We start from the raw sequence: 16656 nt of genomic DNA, 5'->3' as shown, positions 1-16656 counted from the left end.
TACGATTTTGGACACAAGTTACCAAAAAATCAAGTGTACGGTTTTTTCATTCGACATGGTAAAATGGTTGAGTACAGATAGGAAGGAGTGTGAGCAATGAGTTTTCGTGGTATCATCATCGTCCTCAGCCTGTTCGTTCTGGGCGTTGCATTCAGCGGCTTCGCTGCCTACTCGGAGACCGTCGTTCATCCGAAGGAAGAAGTAACGATCGACGGCAAGAAACTTGCCGCTCAAAACTGCGCATCTTGCCACGGCAAGGACCTCACCGGCAGCGTCGGTCCGAACCTGCATGAACGCGGCGCACTGCTGACCGAAGAAACCATCGCGCAAGTCATCCATGATGGCGTCAACGGCAAAATGCCTCCGATGGGTGGCGGCGGCCTCAAGTCCGACAAAGAGGTCGAAGCTGTTGCAAAATACATCGCTTCCCTCAGCGAAGCGAAGTAAGTGTACCACCATACGCACAGGGAAAAAGGATTCCTGCAAACCTCGTTTGCAAGAATCCTTTTTTTATTGTCCTGCTTCATGGGAAAAGAGACGATCCGCGGGGGATCGCCTCTTTTCTTCGGGTATGTTGGTTTGTAGAGTCGAGTACGTAGCGACGGCTTACAATATTTTGTGGAAAAGCCTCCCGACCCCGATTTTATGTATGGGGTTCTGTCTCTATGGGCGGTGGGTATTAATATGTCCCAATCGAGTTTGATCAGTTACTTAATCCCCCGCTCCATTTCTTATTCTAGACGGAATGTACCCAAAAGTAAATAGGTAATTCGCATGGGCATAAACAAAAAAGCCACCCGTTTCGACAACAGGTGGCTTTTTCTCCTAGGACAGTTGTCCCTCTTGTGTTACACACGTTGGTAGAAAAATGTATCGTACGTCGTAAAGCGGAACGACTGCGGGTTGAAGATCTGCTCCGTAGAGCCGACAAACAACACGCCGCCCGGCTTCAAGGCGTTCGAAAACTTCGTATACAGCAAGTCTTTGGCCTGTTCGGTGAAGTAGATGATCACGTTGCGGCATACAATCAGGTCGAAGTCGTTGTCAAACGGCTCTTCCAACAAGTTGTGGCGCTTGAACGTCACGCATTTCTTGACCTCATCTGAGATGGCGTACTGTTGGTTGTCAAGAGGCTTGAAATACTTGTTGACATAGGCCGGGGGTACAAATTGCAACGATCGTTGGTGGTAGACACCCTTCTTGGCGCGGGTGATCGCCCCTTCGTCGATGTCGCTTGCCATGACTTTGATGTCGTGGAAGGGCAGGAACTGGTTCAAGATCATGACCAGCGTGTACGGTTCTTCACCGGTTGAGCAGGCGGCACTCCACACTTTGATCTTCTTCTGTTTCTTCAGTACGTCCGGGATGAGGCGTTTCTCCACGACTTCCCAGCGGTTCGGATTGCGGAAAAACTCCGAGACGTTGATCGTCATACGGTCGAGGAATTCGTGGAACAAGTTCTGATCTTTCTGCAGGGCTTCAAAATAGGACTTGAAATCCTTGAACCCTTGCTTGTCCCGCAACGCAGTCAGGCGTCGCTGCATCTGCGGCCGTTTGTATTTCGTGAGGTCGATGTTCGTGTATTTGTAGATGTTCTCCATAAAGAGATCGAAATCGTCCAGCACAGCCATTCATTTTCCCCCTTGCTCTTCCAACAGGCGTCATCGACCAATTTATTCGCCCTGTTTGTCGAATTTCCTGCTTAGGAGCTGATCATGACATGAAAATAGGTCTTGCACTGAGCGGCGGCACCCTGCGCGGAGCCGCCCACATCGGCGTGCTGGACGTTTTGCACGAAGCGGGCATCAAGCCGGACATGATCGCAGGGTCCAGCGCCGGCTCGATCATCGCGTCTCTGTACGCCCACGGGCTGTCTCCACACACCCTGCAGATGATCGCGACCTCCTTCCCCGGCCGCAAGCTCGTCGACTGGTCCACGAACGCTTGGGGGGCGTTGCGCTTTGTCGGCGTCCTGCCTCTCTATCTCTTCGGTTGGTACAAAGACCTCGCGCGCCTCGTGCCCAACGGCTTCATCCGCGGCACCAATTTTGAACGCTATCTCAGCCAGCTCTACACGCTCGCCCCGACGCACAAACCAATCCCCCTGCTCGTCACGACCGTCGATCTCTACACCACCGAAGCGGTCGTGTTCACCGACGGCTATCTCCCCCGCTCCGAATACGCCGTGTCCTCGACCGTGTTCCATGAGATGAAGTCCGACCCCCAGTTCAAGGCGGCCTGTGTGCGTGCCTCCTGCTCGATGCCGGGCGTCTTCACACCGCGCAAGATCAACGACCGCATCTTGATCGACGGCGCGATTCGCACGAACATCCCCGCCGATCTGCTGTTTCAGGCCGGCTGTGACCGCGTGATCGTCGTCGACCTGCTGCGCTCCGAGATGAGTCACGGCACGGTGCGGACTTTTTTCGACGTGTTCATGCGCAGTTGGGACATTCTCGTGTCGGAGTTGACGGCGATGCAACTGCAAGATGACAAATTGTTTGCAATCTCTCCCGCCATCACGGACGTGGGCTGGACGTCGTTTGACAAGATCGAATACTGCATCCAAGCCGGACGGGATGCCACACGCGAGGCGTTGCCGAAACTGCGGGAGTATTTGCAGAGCTAAGACCCCTGTAGGCAAAAAAAGCCTGTACCCGCAGTGTGCGGATACAGGCTCTTTTCTCAAGCATGGTGGATTAGATCCACTTGTTGATCGCTTTGTCGTAGGAGAGGGTTTCGCCGCCGAACCACAGGCCGATTTCGCGCTCTGCGTTTTCCGGGGAGTCGGAACCGTGGATGATGTTCATGCCAACGGAGATCGCGTAGTCGTTGCGGATGGTGCCCGGAGCAGCGCTTGCCGGGTTGGTAGCGCCCATCATCGCACGAGCGGTTGCGATGACGCCTTCGCCTTCCCATACCATGCCAAATACCGGGGAGGAAGTGATGAAACCGGTCAGTTCGCCGAAGAACGGCTTGTCGGAGAGCTCAGCGTAGTGGGACTTCGCGAGTTCTTCGGAAACTTGGATCAGTTTCGCGTTGAGAAGTTTGAAGCCTTTTTTCTCGAAACGGGAAACGATTTCACCGATGAGACCGCGTTGTACGCCGTCCGGTTTTACCATGAGGAAAGTTCTTTCAACTGCCATTGGGTTAAACACTCCTTCGTTATGTATCACTTTGTGCTTGTCGCTGTGACAATCCTTGTCCATTTTACCAAGGGAGCCCTCCAGAAGCAAGTCACGCACTGTAAAAAAACGCGACCACCCTTAGTGGTCGCGTTCGTTGATAAAGTGTGCAATCGCCGTCAACTGGCGGGTTGCTTCGATCTTCGGGAGCAACTCCAACGCTTCCAGACACTTTTCCATGTAGCGATCTGCCATCCGATGGGCGTATTCCAACCCGCCGGACGCACGCACGATGGAGATCGATTCCAGGGCTTGGGCCTCCGTCATGTCGCGGTGGATGTTCGCACGCAACACGTCGCGCTCCGGCGCGTGTTGCAACGCGTACAGCACCGGCAACGTCAAGTTGCCTTGGCGCAGGTCGTTGCCGACCGGTTTGCCGAGCTTCTTGGACGTAGCGGTCAAGTCGAGGATGTCGTCGATGATCTGGAACGCCATTCCGGCGTAATAGCCGAACCGCTCCAGTGCATGAACGGTCTCCCGCTTGCAGTCCGCCACCATCGCCCCGAGGGTTGTGGAAACGGACAGCAGGAGCGCCGTCTTGCGCTTGATGCGGCGCAAGTACGTGCGCAAGTTCTGATCCACGTTGTAGAAATCGCGAATCTGTTCAATCTCGCCTTCACACATGCTGACAATCGACTTCGAAAGCAGTTGATGGACTTGTACGTTTGGCAGTTCCGACAACAAGACCAGAGATCGGGCGAAAATGAAATCGCCCGCGTACATCGCCATCCGGTTGCCCCACTCGGATTTCACGGTCGGGTTCCCGCGCCGCAACGCAGCATCGTCGATGACATCATCGTGAACGAGGGACGCCATATGAATCAACTCGAGCGCGGCTGCGACCTTCGCCAGTCGATCGACATCATAATTCCCAAATTTGCCGGCGAGAAGCACAAAAATGGGTCGAATGCGCTTCCCCCCTGCTTTCAGCAGATGGGTGGAAGCTTTTTTGAGGTTGCGCTGCGACGTGTGAACCTCATCGTGCAACCGACGCTCCACCACGTCAATATCCGATTTGAGCGAAAAATAGATGTCCATCAACTTCATCAAAAATCCACCTTAGAAAACGTTCAGAATGTTGTACTGCGTATCACGTTGCGCGGCCACTCGACCTGCGTCTTGGATGACGTCGATCAGTTGCTTCGTGTTCATGCGGTTGTGAGCACCGGCTGCCGACACGACGTTCTCTTCGAGCATCGTCGAACCCATGTCGTTGCAACCGTATTCCAACGCCAACTGCCCGATCTTCGGACCCATCGTGACCCAGGAGGCTTGGAAGTTCTTGATGTTGTCGATCAGTATCCGCGAGATCGCGGTGTTCTTGAGGTACTCCACCGCCGTGGCACGGGTGCCCTTGAGCGCCGTGTTGTCCGGCTGGTAGGTCCACGAGATGAACGCCGTGAACTTCCCGGTTTTGTCTTGCTGGTCACGAACGCGCAGGAAGTGCATGATGCGCTCTTCGTAGGTTTCCCCGAAGCCGATGACCATCGTCGCGGTGGTGTTCATGCCGATTCGCTGTGCGACATCGTGAACGTCCATCCACTTCGTCCAAGACTCTTTGAGCTTCGAGATGCGCAGACGGGTACGGTCGTCGAGAATCTCGGCGCCGCCGCCCGGCAGCGAGTCCAGACCCGCCGCTTGCAATTCGCGCATGACTTGCTCAAGCGACAGCCCGTTCGAAACTTCAACCATCTTCCAGATCTCGGCAGCCGAGAACGAGTGCATGGTGATCTTCGGGAACTTTTGCTTGATCTTGCGCAGCAAGTCGGTGTAGTACGTGAACGGCAGACCCGGATGGGTGCCGCCCTGCATCAGCACTTCGGTGCCGCCCAAGTCAACCAGCTCTTGGATCTTGTCAAAAATCACTTCGTCCGACAGCAAGTACGCATCCGGAGACTTCTCTCCGCGATAGAACGCGCAGAAGCGGCAATACGTATCACAGACGTTGGTGTAGTTGATGTTGCGGTTGATGACGAACGTCGCCATATTCTCCGGGTTGTGCTTCTTGCGAATCTCGTTCGCAACCCACCCGAGTTTGACCAGATCATGGCTGTCGTACAACACCAGACCGTCTTCCAAGGTCAGACGTTCGCCTTGCAACGCTTTATCCAACACTTCATCCAACTTCGTGGTTTTCGTGTTTACAAAACTCATGATTCGTCACCCCACAATTCAAGCTTGACCGGTTTGGCCAAGAGTCCATGACGGTAGGCTGCGTCAAAGTACGCATTGGCACCCACCGCCAACTCATCATCCAAATCGTGTATTAACTTGCCAAAGTAATCGCGCCAGAAATCCTTCGTCTGGCCCATCATTTCAATCGCAGCCTCAATCACCGACTCCATGTCGGCGGTTCCCTTGCGCTTGCCTTCCAAGAACAACTTCTGGATGGCGCGCGCTTTGTCCGGGTGTTCCTTCACCAAACGCTTCGGAACGGCACACACCGCAAACGTCATCGAATGTCCGGTGCGGTTGTGCCATTCCTCTCCGAGATCGTACATGTACAACCCGTGATCAAGCACCGACTCACGCAACGCATGGTCGGCGATCAGCAACGCCGCATCTGCGCTTTTTAACATCTCGTGCAGATGAGGTTCCTCCGTGACATAGTTCACGTCCTGCACGCCGATTTCCCCGAGTAAGATGCGCAACAGATTCACACTCGACGCCGAGTGTGAAGTCAGCGACACCGTACTCCCGCTCAATTCCTCAAGCGGCCGCTTGCTGAACAGAAAAATCGAACCGACGGGACCCCGCGATGACACGGAAAGACCGCGCAACGCGACGAAGTCATCCGCCAACTGCGCGTAGGCAAACGAGGAAACCAACCCCGCATCAATCGTACCGTCTGCCAACCAAGCATTCAGCTCAGAAGGCGCGCCCGGCAAAAACGTATGATGAGGGGAACTGCGGTCGATGAAATGGCAGATCGGAAGCGCATTGGTGAACTTGATCTGCCCGATGCGCAGGAGGTCGGTGCCGATCTCGCCCATATTAGAGCACCGTCAGTTCTTCGACGTCGTTTTGCGAGTTGATCTCAACCGACGTATCCGGGAACTCCGTGTTCACAACGTTGTACAGGGTGTCGCGCTCGACCGGTTGACGGCCCGCTTCACGGATCAATTTGACCAGATCGAGCTTGGTCATGCCTTGCGAGTTTTTGGAACCGGCTGCATGGTAGATTTTTTCCTCCACCACGTTGCCGTCGAGATCGTCCGCACCGTACCAGAGCGCGGTCTGTGCAACGGCATCCCCGACTTGCATCCAATAGGTCTTGATATGGTCGATGTTGTCGAGGAACAGGCGTGCCACTGCGACAACACGCAGATCGTCAAAGCCGGTCGACCAGCCCAGATGCGGGTACTTCTCGATCAGGACGGTGTTGTCCGGGTGCCAAGAGAGCGGGATGAACGTTTGGAACCCGCCGGTACGATCTTGCAGATCGCGCAGACGCATCATATGGTCCACACGGTCTTCGGTGCTCTCCACATGGTTGTAGAGCATCGTGCAGTTCGTGCGCAACCCGCGGTTGTGAACGTACTCATGCACTTCCAACCAGCGTTCCGCCGTGGTCTTGTGGTCGCAGATGATCGAGCGCGGCTCCTCGGCAAAAATCTCCGCGCCACCGCCCGGCATGGAGTCAAGACCTGCATCGATCAAACGGTCAAGCACTTCCCCGACGCTCAATTTGTTCACGCGGGTGAAATGGTCGATCTCAACGCCGGTGAACGCTTTCACGTGCAGTTCCGGGCGTTTTTGCTTGACCAAACGCAGGATGTTTTCATAATAATCCAGCTTGAGCGACGGGTTGTTCCCACCGACGATGTGTACCTCGGTCGCATCCGGGGTAATCATGTCGATGCGATGCTCGATTTCCTCGATCGTCATCGTGTACGCGTTCGGGTCCTTCATACGGACGCCGAATGCGCAGAAGTCGCACAGAGTCTGGCAGATGTTCGTCGGGTTGATGTGACGGTTGGTGTTGAAGAAGGTTTTATCTCCGTGTTTCTTCTCACGCACAAAGTTCGCCATGTATCCGAGCGACGCCAGGTCGTTCGAATTCATGAGGCGCACCCCGTCGTCAAACGTCAGTCGTTCTTCGCGTTGTACTTTGGCCCAGATGTCGGCCAATGGGTGGTTCGCACCGATGATTTCCATAAAAACCTCTCTCCTCCCCCAACTTACTCCTGCTCGCGATCGCCCCAACGGCGGAACAGCGAATGCTCAACGTGCAAAGCGTCCAGCGCTTTGCCGACCACGAAATCGATCAAGTCTTCCATCGTCTGCGGACGGTGGTAGAACCCCGGCATCGCCGGAACGATTCGGGCGCCGGCTTCGGCGCAGGCGAGCATATTTTTCAGATGGATTTTGTTAAAAGGCGTCTCGCGCGGCACGAGGATCAACGGTCGACCCTCTTTGAGATGCGTATCGGCCGCCCGTTCCAACAGATTGTCGGACGCCCCGCTCGCAATCGCCGACAACGTGCCCATCGAGCACGGGATGACGATCATCCCTTCGGTCAAATGCGAGCCGCTGGCAATCGGCGCTCCGTAGTCGCGCGGCGCATGGACGTGCAGATCCGCCGACTCCGGTATGTCAAACCAGTTCGGAATCGACTCCCGATCCCCGTGCGGGACAGGCCAGCCCATCTCCAAGTTAAACACTTGGTAGACGGCGTCTGTCAGCACGAGGTGGACGCGGTGCGCGTCGTTTTTGCAAAGTTCTTGCACGAGGCGAATCGCATAGACCGCCCCCGACGCACCCGTCATCCCGACGACATATTCCTTTTTAGATGCCAAATCTATTCTTGCTCTTGGGGCTTGCGTCCGATGTGCAGAGCGCAGATCCCGCCGAAGAAGTTCGTCACTTGCACGTCCACAAGACCGACGTCTTCGAAGATTTTTTTCAAAGCTTGCTGATCCGGAAAGTTGGTCAGCGATTCAGGCAACCACGAATAGGAAATGCCATCTCGGGATGCCAAGTTGCCAATCATTGGCAAAATCTTGTAAAAATAGAAAAAGTACAAAGCCCGGAAAGGTTTCCAGACCGGCTTGTTCAACTCCAGCGAAACGACGAGACCGCCCGGCTTGACCACGCGCTTCATCTCGGCGAGAACCGTGCGGACATCCGGCACGTTGCGCAACGCAAACCCGTTGGTCGCGAAATGGAACGTGTCGTCCTCATAGGGCAAGTCCATCGCGTTGCCGTGAATCATCGAAGTTTGCTTCTGCACGCCCGCCGCTTCGATCTTCGGATACGAATAGCGCAGCATCTCCTGCGAAAAGTCGAGACCTACTACCTTGCCCGTCGGTCCGACCGCTTGCGCCAAAGAAACCGCCCAGTCGCCGGTGCCCGAACAGACATCGATGGCAGACTGGCCGGGTTGGACGTTCATTTTTTGCATGGTGACTTTGCGCCAGCGCTTATGGAACCCGCCGGAAAGCACGGAGTTCATCAAGTCATAACGCTTGGCGATATGTTCAAACACGTAATGGACTTTCTCTTCCTTGCTTTGAAAGTTTGCTTTATCCATAGTTGCTGCGCTCCTTACGCTTCCTCGCCGAGGCGTCGTGCGATCGGTTGAACTTCCGTGAGTTGGTCGAACACCACGCGCAACTCCTCCAAGAGTTCGGGCGTATCGGCCAACAAAACTGCGTGTTCCACCGTCCCGATCTCATCCTCTGCTTGCTGGAAGAGAGTTGAAGATGTGCCATATTTCACATGGAGGGACACGAGTTTGTTGTGGTCCTGCACTTTGCCCGCGACCAGTTGCTTCCACCATTTGCGTTCCTCGCCGCTTGCTTGTTGCCAGAGCGTCAAGTTCGCCAACGTGCGGGTGACCGGCAGCTTCGGTGCTTGCTGCCACGCTTTCGACAGAATCGTGGCACGAACCAAATGAGTGACGATATCCTCCCAATGTGCAAGGCCTCCCACGAACGTTCTGCGCAGCGTGTGCAGCAGAGCTCCGTGAATCGTCTCTTGCAACTCCATCCAACGGCCCGGCGTCATCGTGAAGTCGAGCTTGTCACGCTCGAGTTCTGCCTTGGCCTCATTGATCGCCTGAATGGCCTGTGCGAACGTGCCGACCAAATCGACCCGCCCCGCATCCGCCAACAGACGGTAGTATTTACTCGAATAGAAAACCCCTGCCAACACGCCGAGTTGACGGTAGCGCTCGTCCTCGCGGGCCGAGTACTCCTCAATCTCATCATGAACGGCCAACCCGTGATAGATCAGCATCAGCGTCGCGACGATCGCATCGCGCTCCGCGACAGACAGAGAGGTCGCACGCGCCATAGCCGTTGCGAGGATCAACTGCAACGACTCAAGAACCGGCGCTTGCATCCAACGCGACAGATAGGGGTGTTCCATCTCCTGATAGATCTTCGTCCGGACTTCCCGTTCTGTTTCAAGTTGCAGATCGGTTCTATGTTGTACTTGCACCATTTCCAACTCCTACTAGGACGGACTCCCACACATAGAAAAAACGACACATCTGTAGCAAAACTGTTTCGTCGGAATTAGTATAACATTACACTCCCATCCTGCACCACCTAAAATAATTCTTCCTTATTTTCTTTGGGTTTTTCGGGTGGTTAGAACCGCCTAGATCATCTAAAACAGTTTTTTCTAAGTAGGTTATGTTAGCGTTCATGTTAGCATTCCCTGTTTGGTTAGCAATTACGTTAGCATTTTTGTTCGCAAAAATCTCTCAAGAAAAGCCCGTCTGATTGGTGCGGGCACAAAGGTCATCCGGCAGCGGGTGGCCTTTTCAATTTTCCAGTGCTCACAAAGAAAAATTCGGATTCTCGATCAAGAGAATTAGAGAAAGCCACCCATCAAATTTACTGGGTGGCTATTCTACGCAATTCAAACCTCCGGCTGCCAGCCAAACAGAACGCCGCGGAACGTCGCGATCCGCAAGTTCCCCTTCTCCGTCTGCTTCAGGAACTGCACGCGGCAGCACAAGCGCAAACCACCTTGCTCCACATCTCTGTGGTCAGTGGGTTTTCTAGTTCAGAGATCATTAGAAAATAGGACACATAACTTGACACGGTCTTGTCGTTTCAAAAAGCATTACCTTTGTTCCAAAATATCGTCATTTTTTTCGTAATACCTTAATTTTTCCTTGTTATTACGGTATATTTTTCGGTATTATAGAAACTAGAAAGGTGTGGTATTTCCGTGGAAAACTCGTTTGAACTATTAAAAATAATTGAATTCTCCTTGAAGCTTGACAACCAAAAAGTAATTGGATATTCAAGATTACTTGTTGATAAGCTATCGAAAAATGGTAATGAGAAACTCGCAAATAAAATAATACAACTTCTTGAATCCAATACTCCAGGTGTTTTGATGCATGCGAGTACCGCGTCCACAAAGTTACCGTTTGATCAAGAGTCTCGCCTACAGCTTGGGGAAATCATTTTGCCCGATGAGATTAATGAAACCATCGTTTTAAATGTTTCTGTTCAAGAATACGTTGATAGGTTCATAACGCTCTACCAGAAAAGGGATAAACTAATTGTGGAAGGCATTACTCCCCCCAACACCATGCTATTGTATGGAGCTCCTGGTTGCGGAAAGACCCTTCTGGCTAAAAATTTATCAAAGGCATTAGGACTCCCGATAGTGATCGCAAGACTTGATAGTTTGATTTCCTCATTCTTAGGTAATACAGCTAAAAATATTCGAAACTATTTTGAGTATGCAAAAAATAATCAATGTATCCTTTTCTTCGATGAATTTGATGCAGTTGCTAAACATCGGGATGATGCTAATGAATTAGGTGAGCTAAAAAGAGTTGTAAATAGTCTTCTGCAAAATATCGACTCTTTAGATAACGGAAGCATTCTTGTTGCGGCTACAAACCATGAAGGACTTCTTGATCCTGCGATTTGGCGCAGGTTTTCACTTAAAATACACATGGAGAAACCGGACTACCGTTCTAGGTACACAATTATTTCTGAAACACTCAAAGAACTAAATGAAAAAGAAGTCAATTTACTAGCATCGATATTTAGAGAACTTTCAGGTGCTGCGATAAAAGAAATCTGTATTAATGCTAGAAGAGAAGCTATAATTAATGATAGGGAAATAAAATCAGCCTCTGAAGTTACTGAATTCTTCTTTAGCACGGTGTACTCATTAGATACACTAGCACGTAGAAAAGATCTGTCGAACTACAATTTAGAGGATAGGGTAGATTTCCTGAGAAATTTAGATCCAAAAATTTTTACTTACTCAGTTATTGCGGAATTGACTGGTTCATCCAAGGCGACGGTTTACAGAATCTGCAACAATAAGGAGCAGTGATATGAATGAACGAATTTTTGATAAAGCACATCAGTTTACGTCCTGAGGATATTAAAAGTAATCAAGGTAACGGAGGCCCAGCTAAGGTATTTGGTGAAGTTACTCGAGATCTCCGTGAGGCTTTTGCAGGTAAAGTTAGTGATATTCGTTCGCGTTTCGAGCAGCGATTTGCGGCAAATCCTAACGTACCTTCGGTTGCAAAAGTCAGACTGAAACAAGAGGCGATTGCAAAGTCTCATCGCCCTACTAGTTTGTTTAGCACAAGTACATGCCCGATTATAGGGGTTGGGAAATCAGATGAACTTTTAGTTGAAGTTACTCGTGACGGGTTGAATGCACTGAGCAGAAAAATACTTTCATCCGATGCGAAAATTACGAAAGCTAATATCTCTACTCTCCAAGATTTTCAGGCCTATGATTTATTTGATGTACTTAGTAACGAGGTTTATAAACGGATAAGGGAACTTAGGAAGAAGTATATAAAGCTAAGAGTATTCGATTTTTTAAACCACAACACAAACCTGGACAGTTACACCGCCTTAATCAACAGAATTTCGAATTTCAGCGGTGAGTTTCATAGCAAAATACAGTACGCAAAAAATTTGGATATTTTAAAGGTGAGTTTTCCAAATCTTGATGTACTTGAAGAGTTCGCTGATTTTGGAGCGCTTCGCTCGCTATCTTATTTCCAAACGCTTAGTGTGACTAATGTCCAATCCACACAACTCGATACTGCCTCAACCTCCCAAATGATTTTCCCTGTCTTTTGGCCGGACACACAAAAAGAGTATCCCTACGTTGGTGTTATTGACACTGGAATCTCTCAATCTGATAAATTGGCTCCATGGGTTGATAAAACTGAAGAATACGTTATTCCGAGTGAAAAAAATTGTTCACACGGCAGTTTCGTTGGCGGAATTATAGCGTACGGTGATAAATTGGACGGTACCGATTCACCATACGATGGCGTAAAAATAGTTGATATCTCTGTAATACCGAATTCCGATCCTAGCTATGGTGATGTCGGCTTCCTTGAAGAAGAAAACCTTGTCCTCATTCTTCAAGAGGTAGTCCCTAAGTATAGTGACAGGGTAAAAGTTTGGAATATGTCATTAGGTTTCAAAGACGCCTTCTGTGAAGAGCAGTCCTATAGTGACTTAGCAGTGAGTTTTGATCAACTTCAGGACGAGAATAATGTAATTTTTGTAGTTTCTACAGGAAACTACGAAGTACTACCTCACCGAAATTGGCCACCAAATCAGCAGGATGTGTACAAGGACAGGATCACTGCCCCTGCAGACTCTCTACGTGCAATCACCGTCGGGTCGATCTCCCATCTTGACACTAATATGACTGCAAATTTTGAACCCTCTCCCTTTACACGCATTGGCTTTGGTCCGAATTACACTATAAAACCAGATCTTGTTGATTTTGGAGGAACTTATAAAAAGCACCCTGTACCCCGCGTTATTCCGGTGGGCATAAACTCATTTGACGAAAACGGTATTTTAACTCAAGATGTTGGTACAAGTTTCTCGACTCCAAAAGTTGCTGCTTTGTTGGCTAAACTGTTCCATTACCTTGATTCGGAACCAAGTAGTAATCTAGCAAAGGCTCTGCTAATTCATTCAGCAACAGACCCAAAGACTGGATCCCGTCCTGAAGGTGAATACCGCAAGTATGTTGGTTTTGGTAAACCCGCATCCATTGAGAAGATTTTGACTGGTTCGGCTTCATCTTCCACATTAATTTTTGAAGGAACTATCTATCCAACCACTCATATAGATATTTCCGACTTTCCTTTCCCTGATTGCTTAATCGAAAATGGTAAATGCACAGGGGAAATCACTATGACATTGGTATATAATCCTCGCCTGGACGCAAGGTATGATTTCGAGTACTGTAGAACTAACATCGAAGTGAGTTTCGGTACTGAGAAGCCAAAAGGATTTAAGAGCGAAGTGCCAATAGAAAAAAGCGGAATCCTTGAGAAAGAACTCGTTGAAAACGGGTACAAGTGGTCACCTATTAAGGTCTATTCACGGAAGTTTTCAAAGGGTATTGATTCGAACCAGTGGAAACTCAGACTATCTTTGCAATCAAGAAGTGAAGAGGTACCCCAACCTCAAGATTTTGCATTAATTATAACAATTCGAGATCCCAAAGGAGAGAAGCCGGTTTACAACGATATTTCTAAGCAATTGACCCAAAGATTCATTTATAGAGACATAACAACCACAGTTCGACTAAGAAACGAGGGATAACTAATAAGACCCTAGCCATTAGGCAGGGGTCTTTTTTGTATTAATATTCTCTATGCAGAAGGGAAATTAATCGTAGTAAAAGAACAATTACATTGAATGCGATCCATAAGGAGAGATGTACAATTGAATATCAAGCATTTGTATTATGGCCGTGACCTAGTATTCCCTAGGAACATTGCTGGAAAGATAGTATTAAAAAAACTCACAAAAAAAGACCTGCAAGCTTTCAATTCCATCGAGTTAGTGGAGAAGTTCCGTTCTGAATTGAAAAAATTCAACCGAAGCACACTTACAAATTACCTTAGGGTACTAGAAGCAGATTATGAAGACTGGTCAACTTTCAATGCTGGTGTTGTACAAATGGGTAACTCCATGGCATTGGCTTTTACTGTGATCTTCATCGGCTTGATGTTCAAGTGGATGCAAGATTCAACTCCGCACAACATGGATCCTAACGTAACATTCCCAGCTATTTTGATTGCGGGACAGTTCATTATGGGCTTAGCTGGTATCGTCATTATAGTTCTAGGTGGTATCACTCACCAAAAAGTTTCATTCAAAAAATCTAAGGGAAAGCTTTTGATTAAGTTGATCGAAGAAATTCTCGAGAGCGATTATGACGAAGCTTCAAATGACAAGTCTTTGGCTGAGGCAGAAGTTGCCGCTACATCAGTGGCCCATAGAGATTAGATGTAATAAAGACCCCAGCCACTAGGCTGGGGTCTTTTCCTTCTGCACGAGATCATCCAGCAACGCCTTGATCGCTTGCAGATCGACGTGCTCCTTCGCTTCATTTGCCGCAAACGTCACAGTCGAGATCACGCGCTCCAGCTCCGCGATCGTGATGCGGTGCCCCGTCTTCTTCTCGATGTAGTCGACGAACTGTTCACGCAGCTCTTCCGGGAGTTCACCGACTTCGAGTTTAAGGTAGGCAATGGCATGCACCACAGTCTCCTGAATGTGAGCCCAGCGTTCGGTGAAGGTGATGTCCGGTGCGACGGCTGCCTGAGCTTCGTGGATCGCGGTCTGCGCGTCCGGGTTGGTCTTGCTGTGATTGATCGTCTTCACCACCCAGTAAGCGAACGGCGCGACGGCGGTCGCAAAGCCCAGCACAGAGGCGATGTAGGTGTGCAAATCGTTGGTCGTCATTTGGATCATCCTTTCGTTTGTGGCCGCCAGCACGGATGCCAGCGGCGCGAGATGAGGTTGATTTGGAGCGAGGTGCTACAGCAGAGTCCGGAGCGCATCGGCGGCAACGTGGTAGCAGTCCCGGATGTCTTGGTCGTATGCGGCTTTCCAGTGGTCGCCCAAGATCGAATTGGCGACGAGGTCCGCAGAGGCTTTGTCGGGTTTGCCCAGATCATCCGTAATCGGCATTTGCAACGCCCGACGAAGAGAGTTGGCGGCGTAGTTGTACGCGATGTCTACGGCGTCGCTGGCGGTCTTGGTGAGCATGCCAAGTTCGTTGATCACCGTCTGGACAGCAGCAGCGTTCAGGGGCATCTTCTGCGCCGGTGCGGCTGCCTCCGGGAACGAGACACCGTAGAAGGTACAGATCGCGCTGGCGATCAGCGGCGCGAACTCGTCGATGTGCGTCTGAATCTTACTCAGGTCGTCGGTGTCGATGAAGCCGATCTCAACGAGCATCGCGTCCATATCGGTACCGACGATCACGCGCCACCCTTCCCCGTTGTGACCGCCGTCGCGCACTGCCTGTCCGTGCGTACCGCAGACGGTCGAGACGTTCGTGATGATCCCCTTCGCCAACGGAGCAATCGGGCCGCCGTTGCCATTGGCATAAATCTCAGCACCGTGCCCGCCGCCGGCGTTGACATGAATCGAGAGGAACACATCAACCTTGGCCGCGTTCGCGATTCGGCAGCGCTCGTTCAAGTCGGCGTTGACTTCCGTCTTACCGCCCGGAGCTGAGTCAGTCTCGCGGGTCATAATGACGCCAAAGCCAACTCGCCGGAGCAAGTCGCGGAGTTGAAGCCCGATGTGCAGGGTGATGTCTTTCTCGCGAGCGTCGCCGTGTACCGCGCCCGGATCGTAACCTCCGTGGCCGGGGTCGAGGCAAATCAATTTGGTCATGAAAATCATCCTCCTTGGAAATAAGTAAGGCCCAGCGTCTCACTCGCTAGGCCCGTTCGTTCAGTCGGTCTTCAATTCGGTTGATATCGTGGCGCATCTCTGACACTGCGGAGCTGATTTCTCCAAGTACTTTTTGGTATCCGTCGTTGTGCGCCATCAGTTTATCCTCGCGCTCCTCGTTACGTTTTGTCGTGCGCATGAACAACCACACGAAAAGGACGCAGAAAATCCCTTGCCCAATAGCAAATTTGATGATCTCTTGCTCCACCCTTACCCCTCCCTACGCCGCCTTTTGTGGTTCTACTTTTACTACCCCTTGCTCTTTTGCCAGATCACCGGGTGTCACCAGCCACGGCGAGCACGACAGTCGCAACGCCCGCGCCACCAACTCACTGCAGAACCACTTGCGCGGATCTTCTTCCGGGCCTGCAATGGCTCGTCCGGTCAGCCGCTGAAGTGCGATCGCCACAACAGCTCCATAGTCGTATTTCCTCTTGCGTTGGCTGAGACAAAAATAGACCGCCAGTTGGCGATCCTCGTCTGTGGCTCCGGCCACGCGGTATACGTCATAACAGTCCAGATCCGCGAGCGGTCGTTGCATCACCAGCTGCCTTACGTCGACGTCCACGATCATGTCTCGCCCGATATACATGGCAGCGTGTGTGTACTCGCTCTTTGTCAGTTTGGCGATCGTGGTCGAGATCAGCAAGCGGAACCACTCTCGCCGTCGGCGGTGCAATTCTTTGCCACGCACGAGCAGGATGTCTCCGGGCTCTAAAAGCTCCTCCATAAACTCCCTC

At 51.1% G+C, this 16656-nt stretch carries 18 protein-coding genes; 5 read left to right on the top strand and 13 right to left on the bottom strand.

Annotation, left to right across the window (positions count from 1 at the left end; translation table 11 throughout):
- Nucleotides 1-96: 96 nt before the first annotated feature.
- A complete protein-coding gene (locus tag JJB07_RS15035) occupies nucleotides 97-447 on the top strand; it encodes a c-type cytochrome (RefSeq protein ID WP_201636439.1) in 351 nt (116 codons plus the stop codon).
- Nucleotides 448-848: 401 nt separating this feature from the next.
- On the opposite strand, the gene JJB07_RS15030 is transcribed toward JJB07_RS15035, so the two are convergent.
- The gene (locus tag JJB07_RS15030; protein ID WP_283809134.1) at nucleotides 849-1622 is read right to left on the bottom strand and encodes a CheR family methyltransferase; all 774 of its coding nucleotides are present in this window, start codon (nucleotides 1620-1622) and stop codon (nucleotides 849-851) included.
- 98 nt (nucleotides 1623-1720) lie between these two features.
- Between JJB07_RS15030 and JJB07_RS15025 the strand changes: the two genes are divergently transcribed.
- A complete protein-coding gene (locus JJB07_RS15025; RefSeq protein WP_201636435.1) occupies nucleotides 1721-2629 on the top strand; it encodes a patatin-like phospholipase family protein in 909 nt (302 codons plus the stop codon).
- Nucleotides 2630-2699: 70 nt separating this feature from the next.
- Here JJB07_RS15025 and ndk read toward each other — a convergent pair whose 3' ends face one another.
- The 8 genes from ndk to JJB07_RS14985 all read right to left on the bottom strand — a co-directional run bounded on the left by ndk (nucleotide 2700) and on the right by JJB07_RS14985 (nucleotide 9629).
- A complete protein-coding gene (gene ndk, locus JJB07_RS15020) occupies nucleotides 2700-3146 on the bottom strand; it encodes a nucleoside-diphosphate kinase (RefSeq protein ID WP_201636433.1) in 447 nt (148 codons plus the stop codon).
- 120 nt (nucleotides 3147-3266) lie between these two features.
- Entirely contained in the window at nucleotides 3267-4232 is a 966-nt protein-coding gene (locus JJB07_RS15015; RefSeq protein ID WP_201636431.1) for a polyprenyl synthetase family protein, read from the bottom strand.
- Between the two features lie 12 nt (nucleotides 4233-4244).
- A complete protein-coding gene (mqnC, locus tag JJB07_RS15010; protein WP_201636429.1) occupies nucleotides 4245-5339 on the bottom strand; it encodes a cyclic dehypoxanthinyl futalosine synthase in 1095 nt (364 codons plus the stop codon).
- Nucleotides 5336-6178 (bottom strand): menaquinone biosynthetic enzyme MqnA/MqnD family protein, encoded by an 843-nt coding sequence (locus tag JJB07_RS15005; protein WP_201636427.1) that lies wholly within the window; start codon nucleotides 6176-6178, stop codon nucleotides 5336-5338. The genes mqnC and JJB07_RS15005 overlap by 4 nt, the downstream gene beginning before the upstream one ends.
- Before the next feature lies 1 nt (nucleotide 6179).
- Nucleotides 6180-7343, bottom strand: coding sequence for an aminofutalosine synthase MqnE (mqnE, locus tag JJB07_RS15000; protein ID WP_201636425.1), 1164 nt, complete (start codon nucleotides 7341-7343; stop codon nucleotides 6180-6182).
- A gap of 23 nt (nucleotides 7344-7366) precedes the next feature.
- Nucleotides 7367-7984 carry a UbiX family flavin prenyltransferase gene (locus JJB07_RS14995; RefSeq protein ID WP_283809128.1) on the bottom strand — a complete coding sequence of 206 codons (618 nt, stop codon included), beginning with the start codon at nucleotides 7982-7984 and terminating at the stop codon, nucleotides 7367-7369.
- 2 nt (nucleotides 7985-7986) lie between these two features.
- A complete protein-coding gene (locus JJB07_RS14990; RefSeq protein WP_201636423.1) occupies nucleotides 7987-8718 on the bottom strand; it encodes a demethylmenaquinone methyltransferase in 732 nt (243 codons plus the stop codon).
- A 14-nt stretch (nucleotides 8719-8732) separates the two neighbouring features.
- On the bottom strand, nucleotides 8733-9629 hold the full coding sequence (locus tag JJB07_RS14985) for a heptaprenyl diphosphate synthase component 1 (RefSeq protein WP_201636420.1): 897 nt from the start codon (nucleotides 9627-9629) through the stop codon (nucleotides 8733-8735).
- A gap of 741 nt (nucleotides 9630-10370) precedes the next feature.
- On the opposite strand from JJB07_RS14985, the gene JJB07_RS14980 reads away from it, so the two are divergent.
- The 3 genes from JJB07_RS14980 to JJB07_RS14970 all read left to right on the top strand — a co-directional run bounded on the left by JJB07_RS14980 (nucleotide 10371) and on the right by JJB07_RS14970 (nucleotide 14455).
- Nucleotides 10371-11501, top strand: coding sequence for an AAA family ATPase (locus tag JJB07_RS14980; protein ID WP_201636418.1), 1131 nt, complete (start codon nucleotides 10371-10373; stop codon nucleotides 11499-11501).
- Between the two features lie 5 nt (nucleotides 11502-11506).
- Nucleotides 11507-13765, top strand: coding sequence for a S8 family peptidase (locus JJB07_RS14975; RefSeq protein WP_201636416.1), 2259 nt, complete (start codon nucleotides 11507-11509; stop codon nucleotides 13763-13765).
- Nucleotides 13766-13888: 123 nt separating this feature from the next.
- Nucleotides 13889-14455, top strand: coding sequence for a hypothetical protein (locus JJB07_RS14970; RefSeq protein WP_201636414.1), 567 nt, complete (start codon nucleotides 13889-13891; stop codon nucleotides 14453-14455).
- A 21-nt stretch (nucleotides 14456-14476) separates the two neighbouring features.
- On the opposite strand, the gene JJB07_RS14965 is transcribed toward JJB07_RS14970, so the two are convergent.
- The 4 genes from JJB07_RS14965 to JJB07_RS14950 all read right to left on the bottom strand — a co-directional run bounded on the left by JJB07_RS14965 (nucleotide 14477) and on the right by JJB07_RS14950 (nucleotide 16646).
- Nucleotides 14477-14914: a hypothetical protein gene (locus tag JJB07_RS14965; protein WP_201636412.1), complete on the bottom strand. Its 438-nt coding sequence runs from the start codon at nucleotides 14912-14914 to the stop codon at nucleotides 14477-14479.
- Nucleotides 14915-14989: 75 nt separating this feature from the next.
- Nucleotides 14990-15856 (bottom strand): N-acetylmuramoyl-L-alanine amidase family protein, encoded by an 867-nt coding sequence (locus JJB07_RS14960; protein WP_201636410.1) that lies wholly within the window; start codon nucleotides 15854-15856, stop codon nucleotides 14990-14992.
- A 46-nt stretch (nucleotides 15857-15902) separates the two neighbouring features.
- On the bottom strand, nucleotides 15903-16124 hold the full coding sequence (locus JJB07_RS14955; RefSeq protein ID WP_201636408.1) for a BhlA/UviB family holin-like peptide: 222 nt from the start codon (nucleotides 16122-16124) through the stop codon (nucleotides 15903-15905).
- A 12-nt stretch (nucleotides 16125-16136) separates the two neighbouring features.
- Nucleotides 16137-16646 (bottom strand): C40 family peptidase, encoded by a 510-nt coding sequence (locus JJB07_RS14950; RefSeq protein ID WP_201636406.1) that lies wholly within the window; start codon nucleotides 16644-16646, stop codon nucleotides 16137-16139.
- Between the last annotated feature and the right edge of the window lie 10 nt (nucleotides 16647-16656).

Origin of the sequence: Tumebacillus amylolyticus, from assembly GCF_016722965.1 — a bacterium.
GTDB classification, from domain to species: domain Bacteria; phylum Bacillota; class Bacilli; order Tumebacillales; family Tumebacillaceae; genus Tumebacillus; species Tumebacillus amylolyticus.
This window is presented reverse-complemented; position numbering and strand designations above follow the sequence as displayed.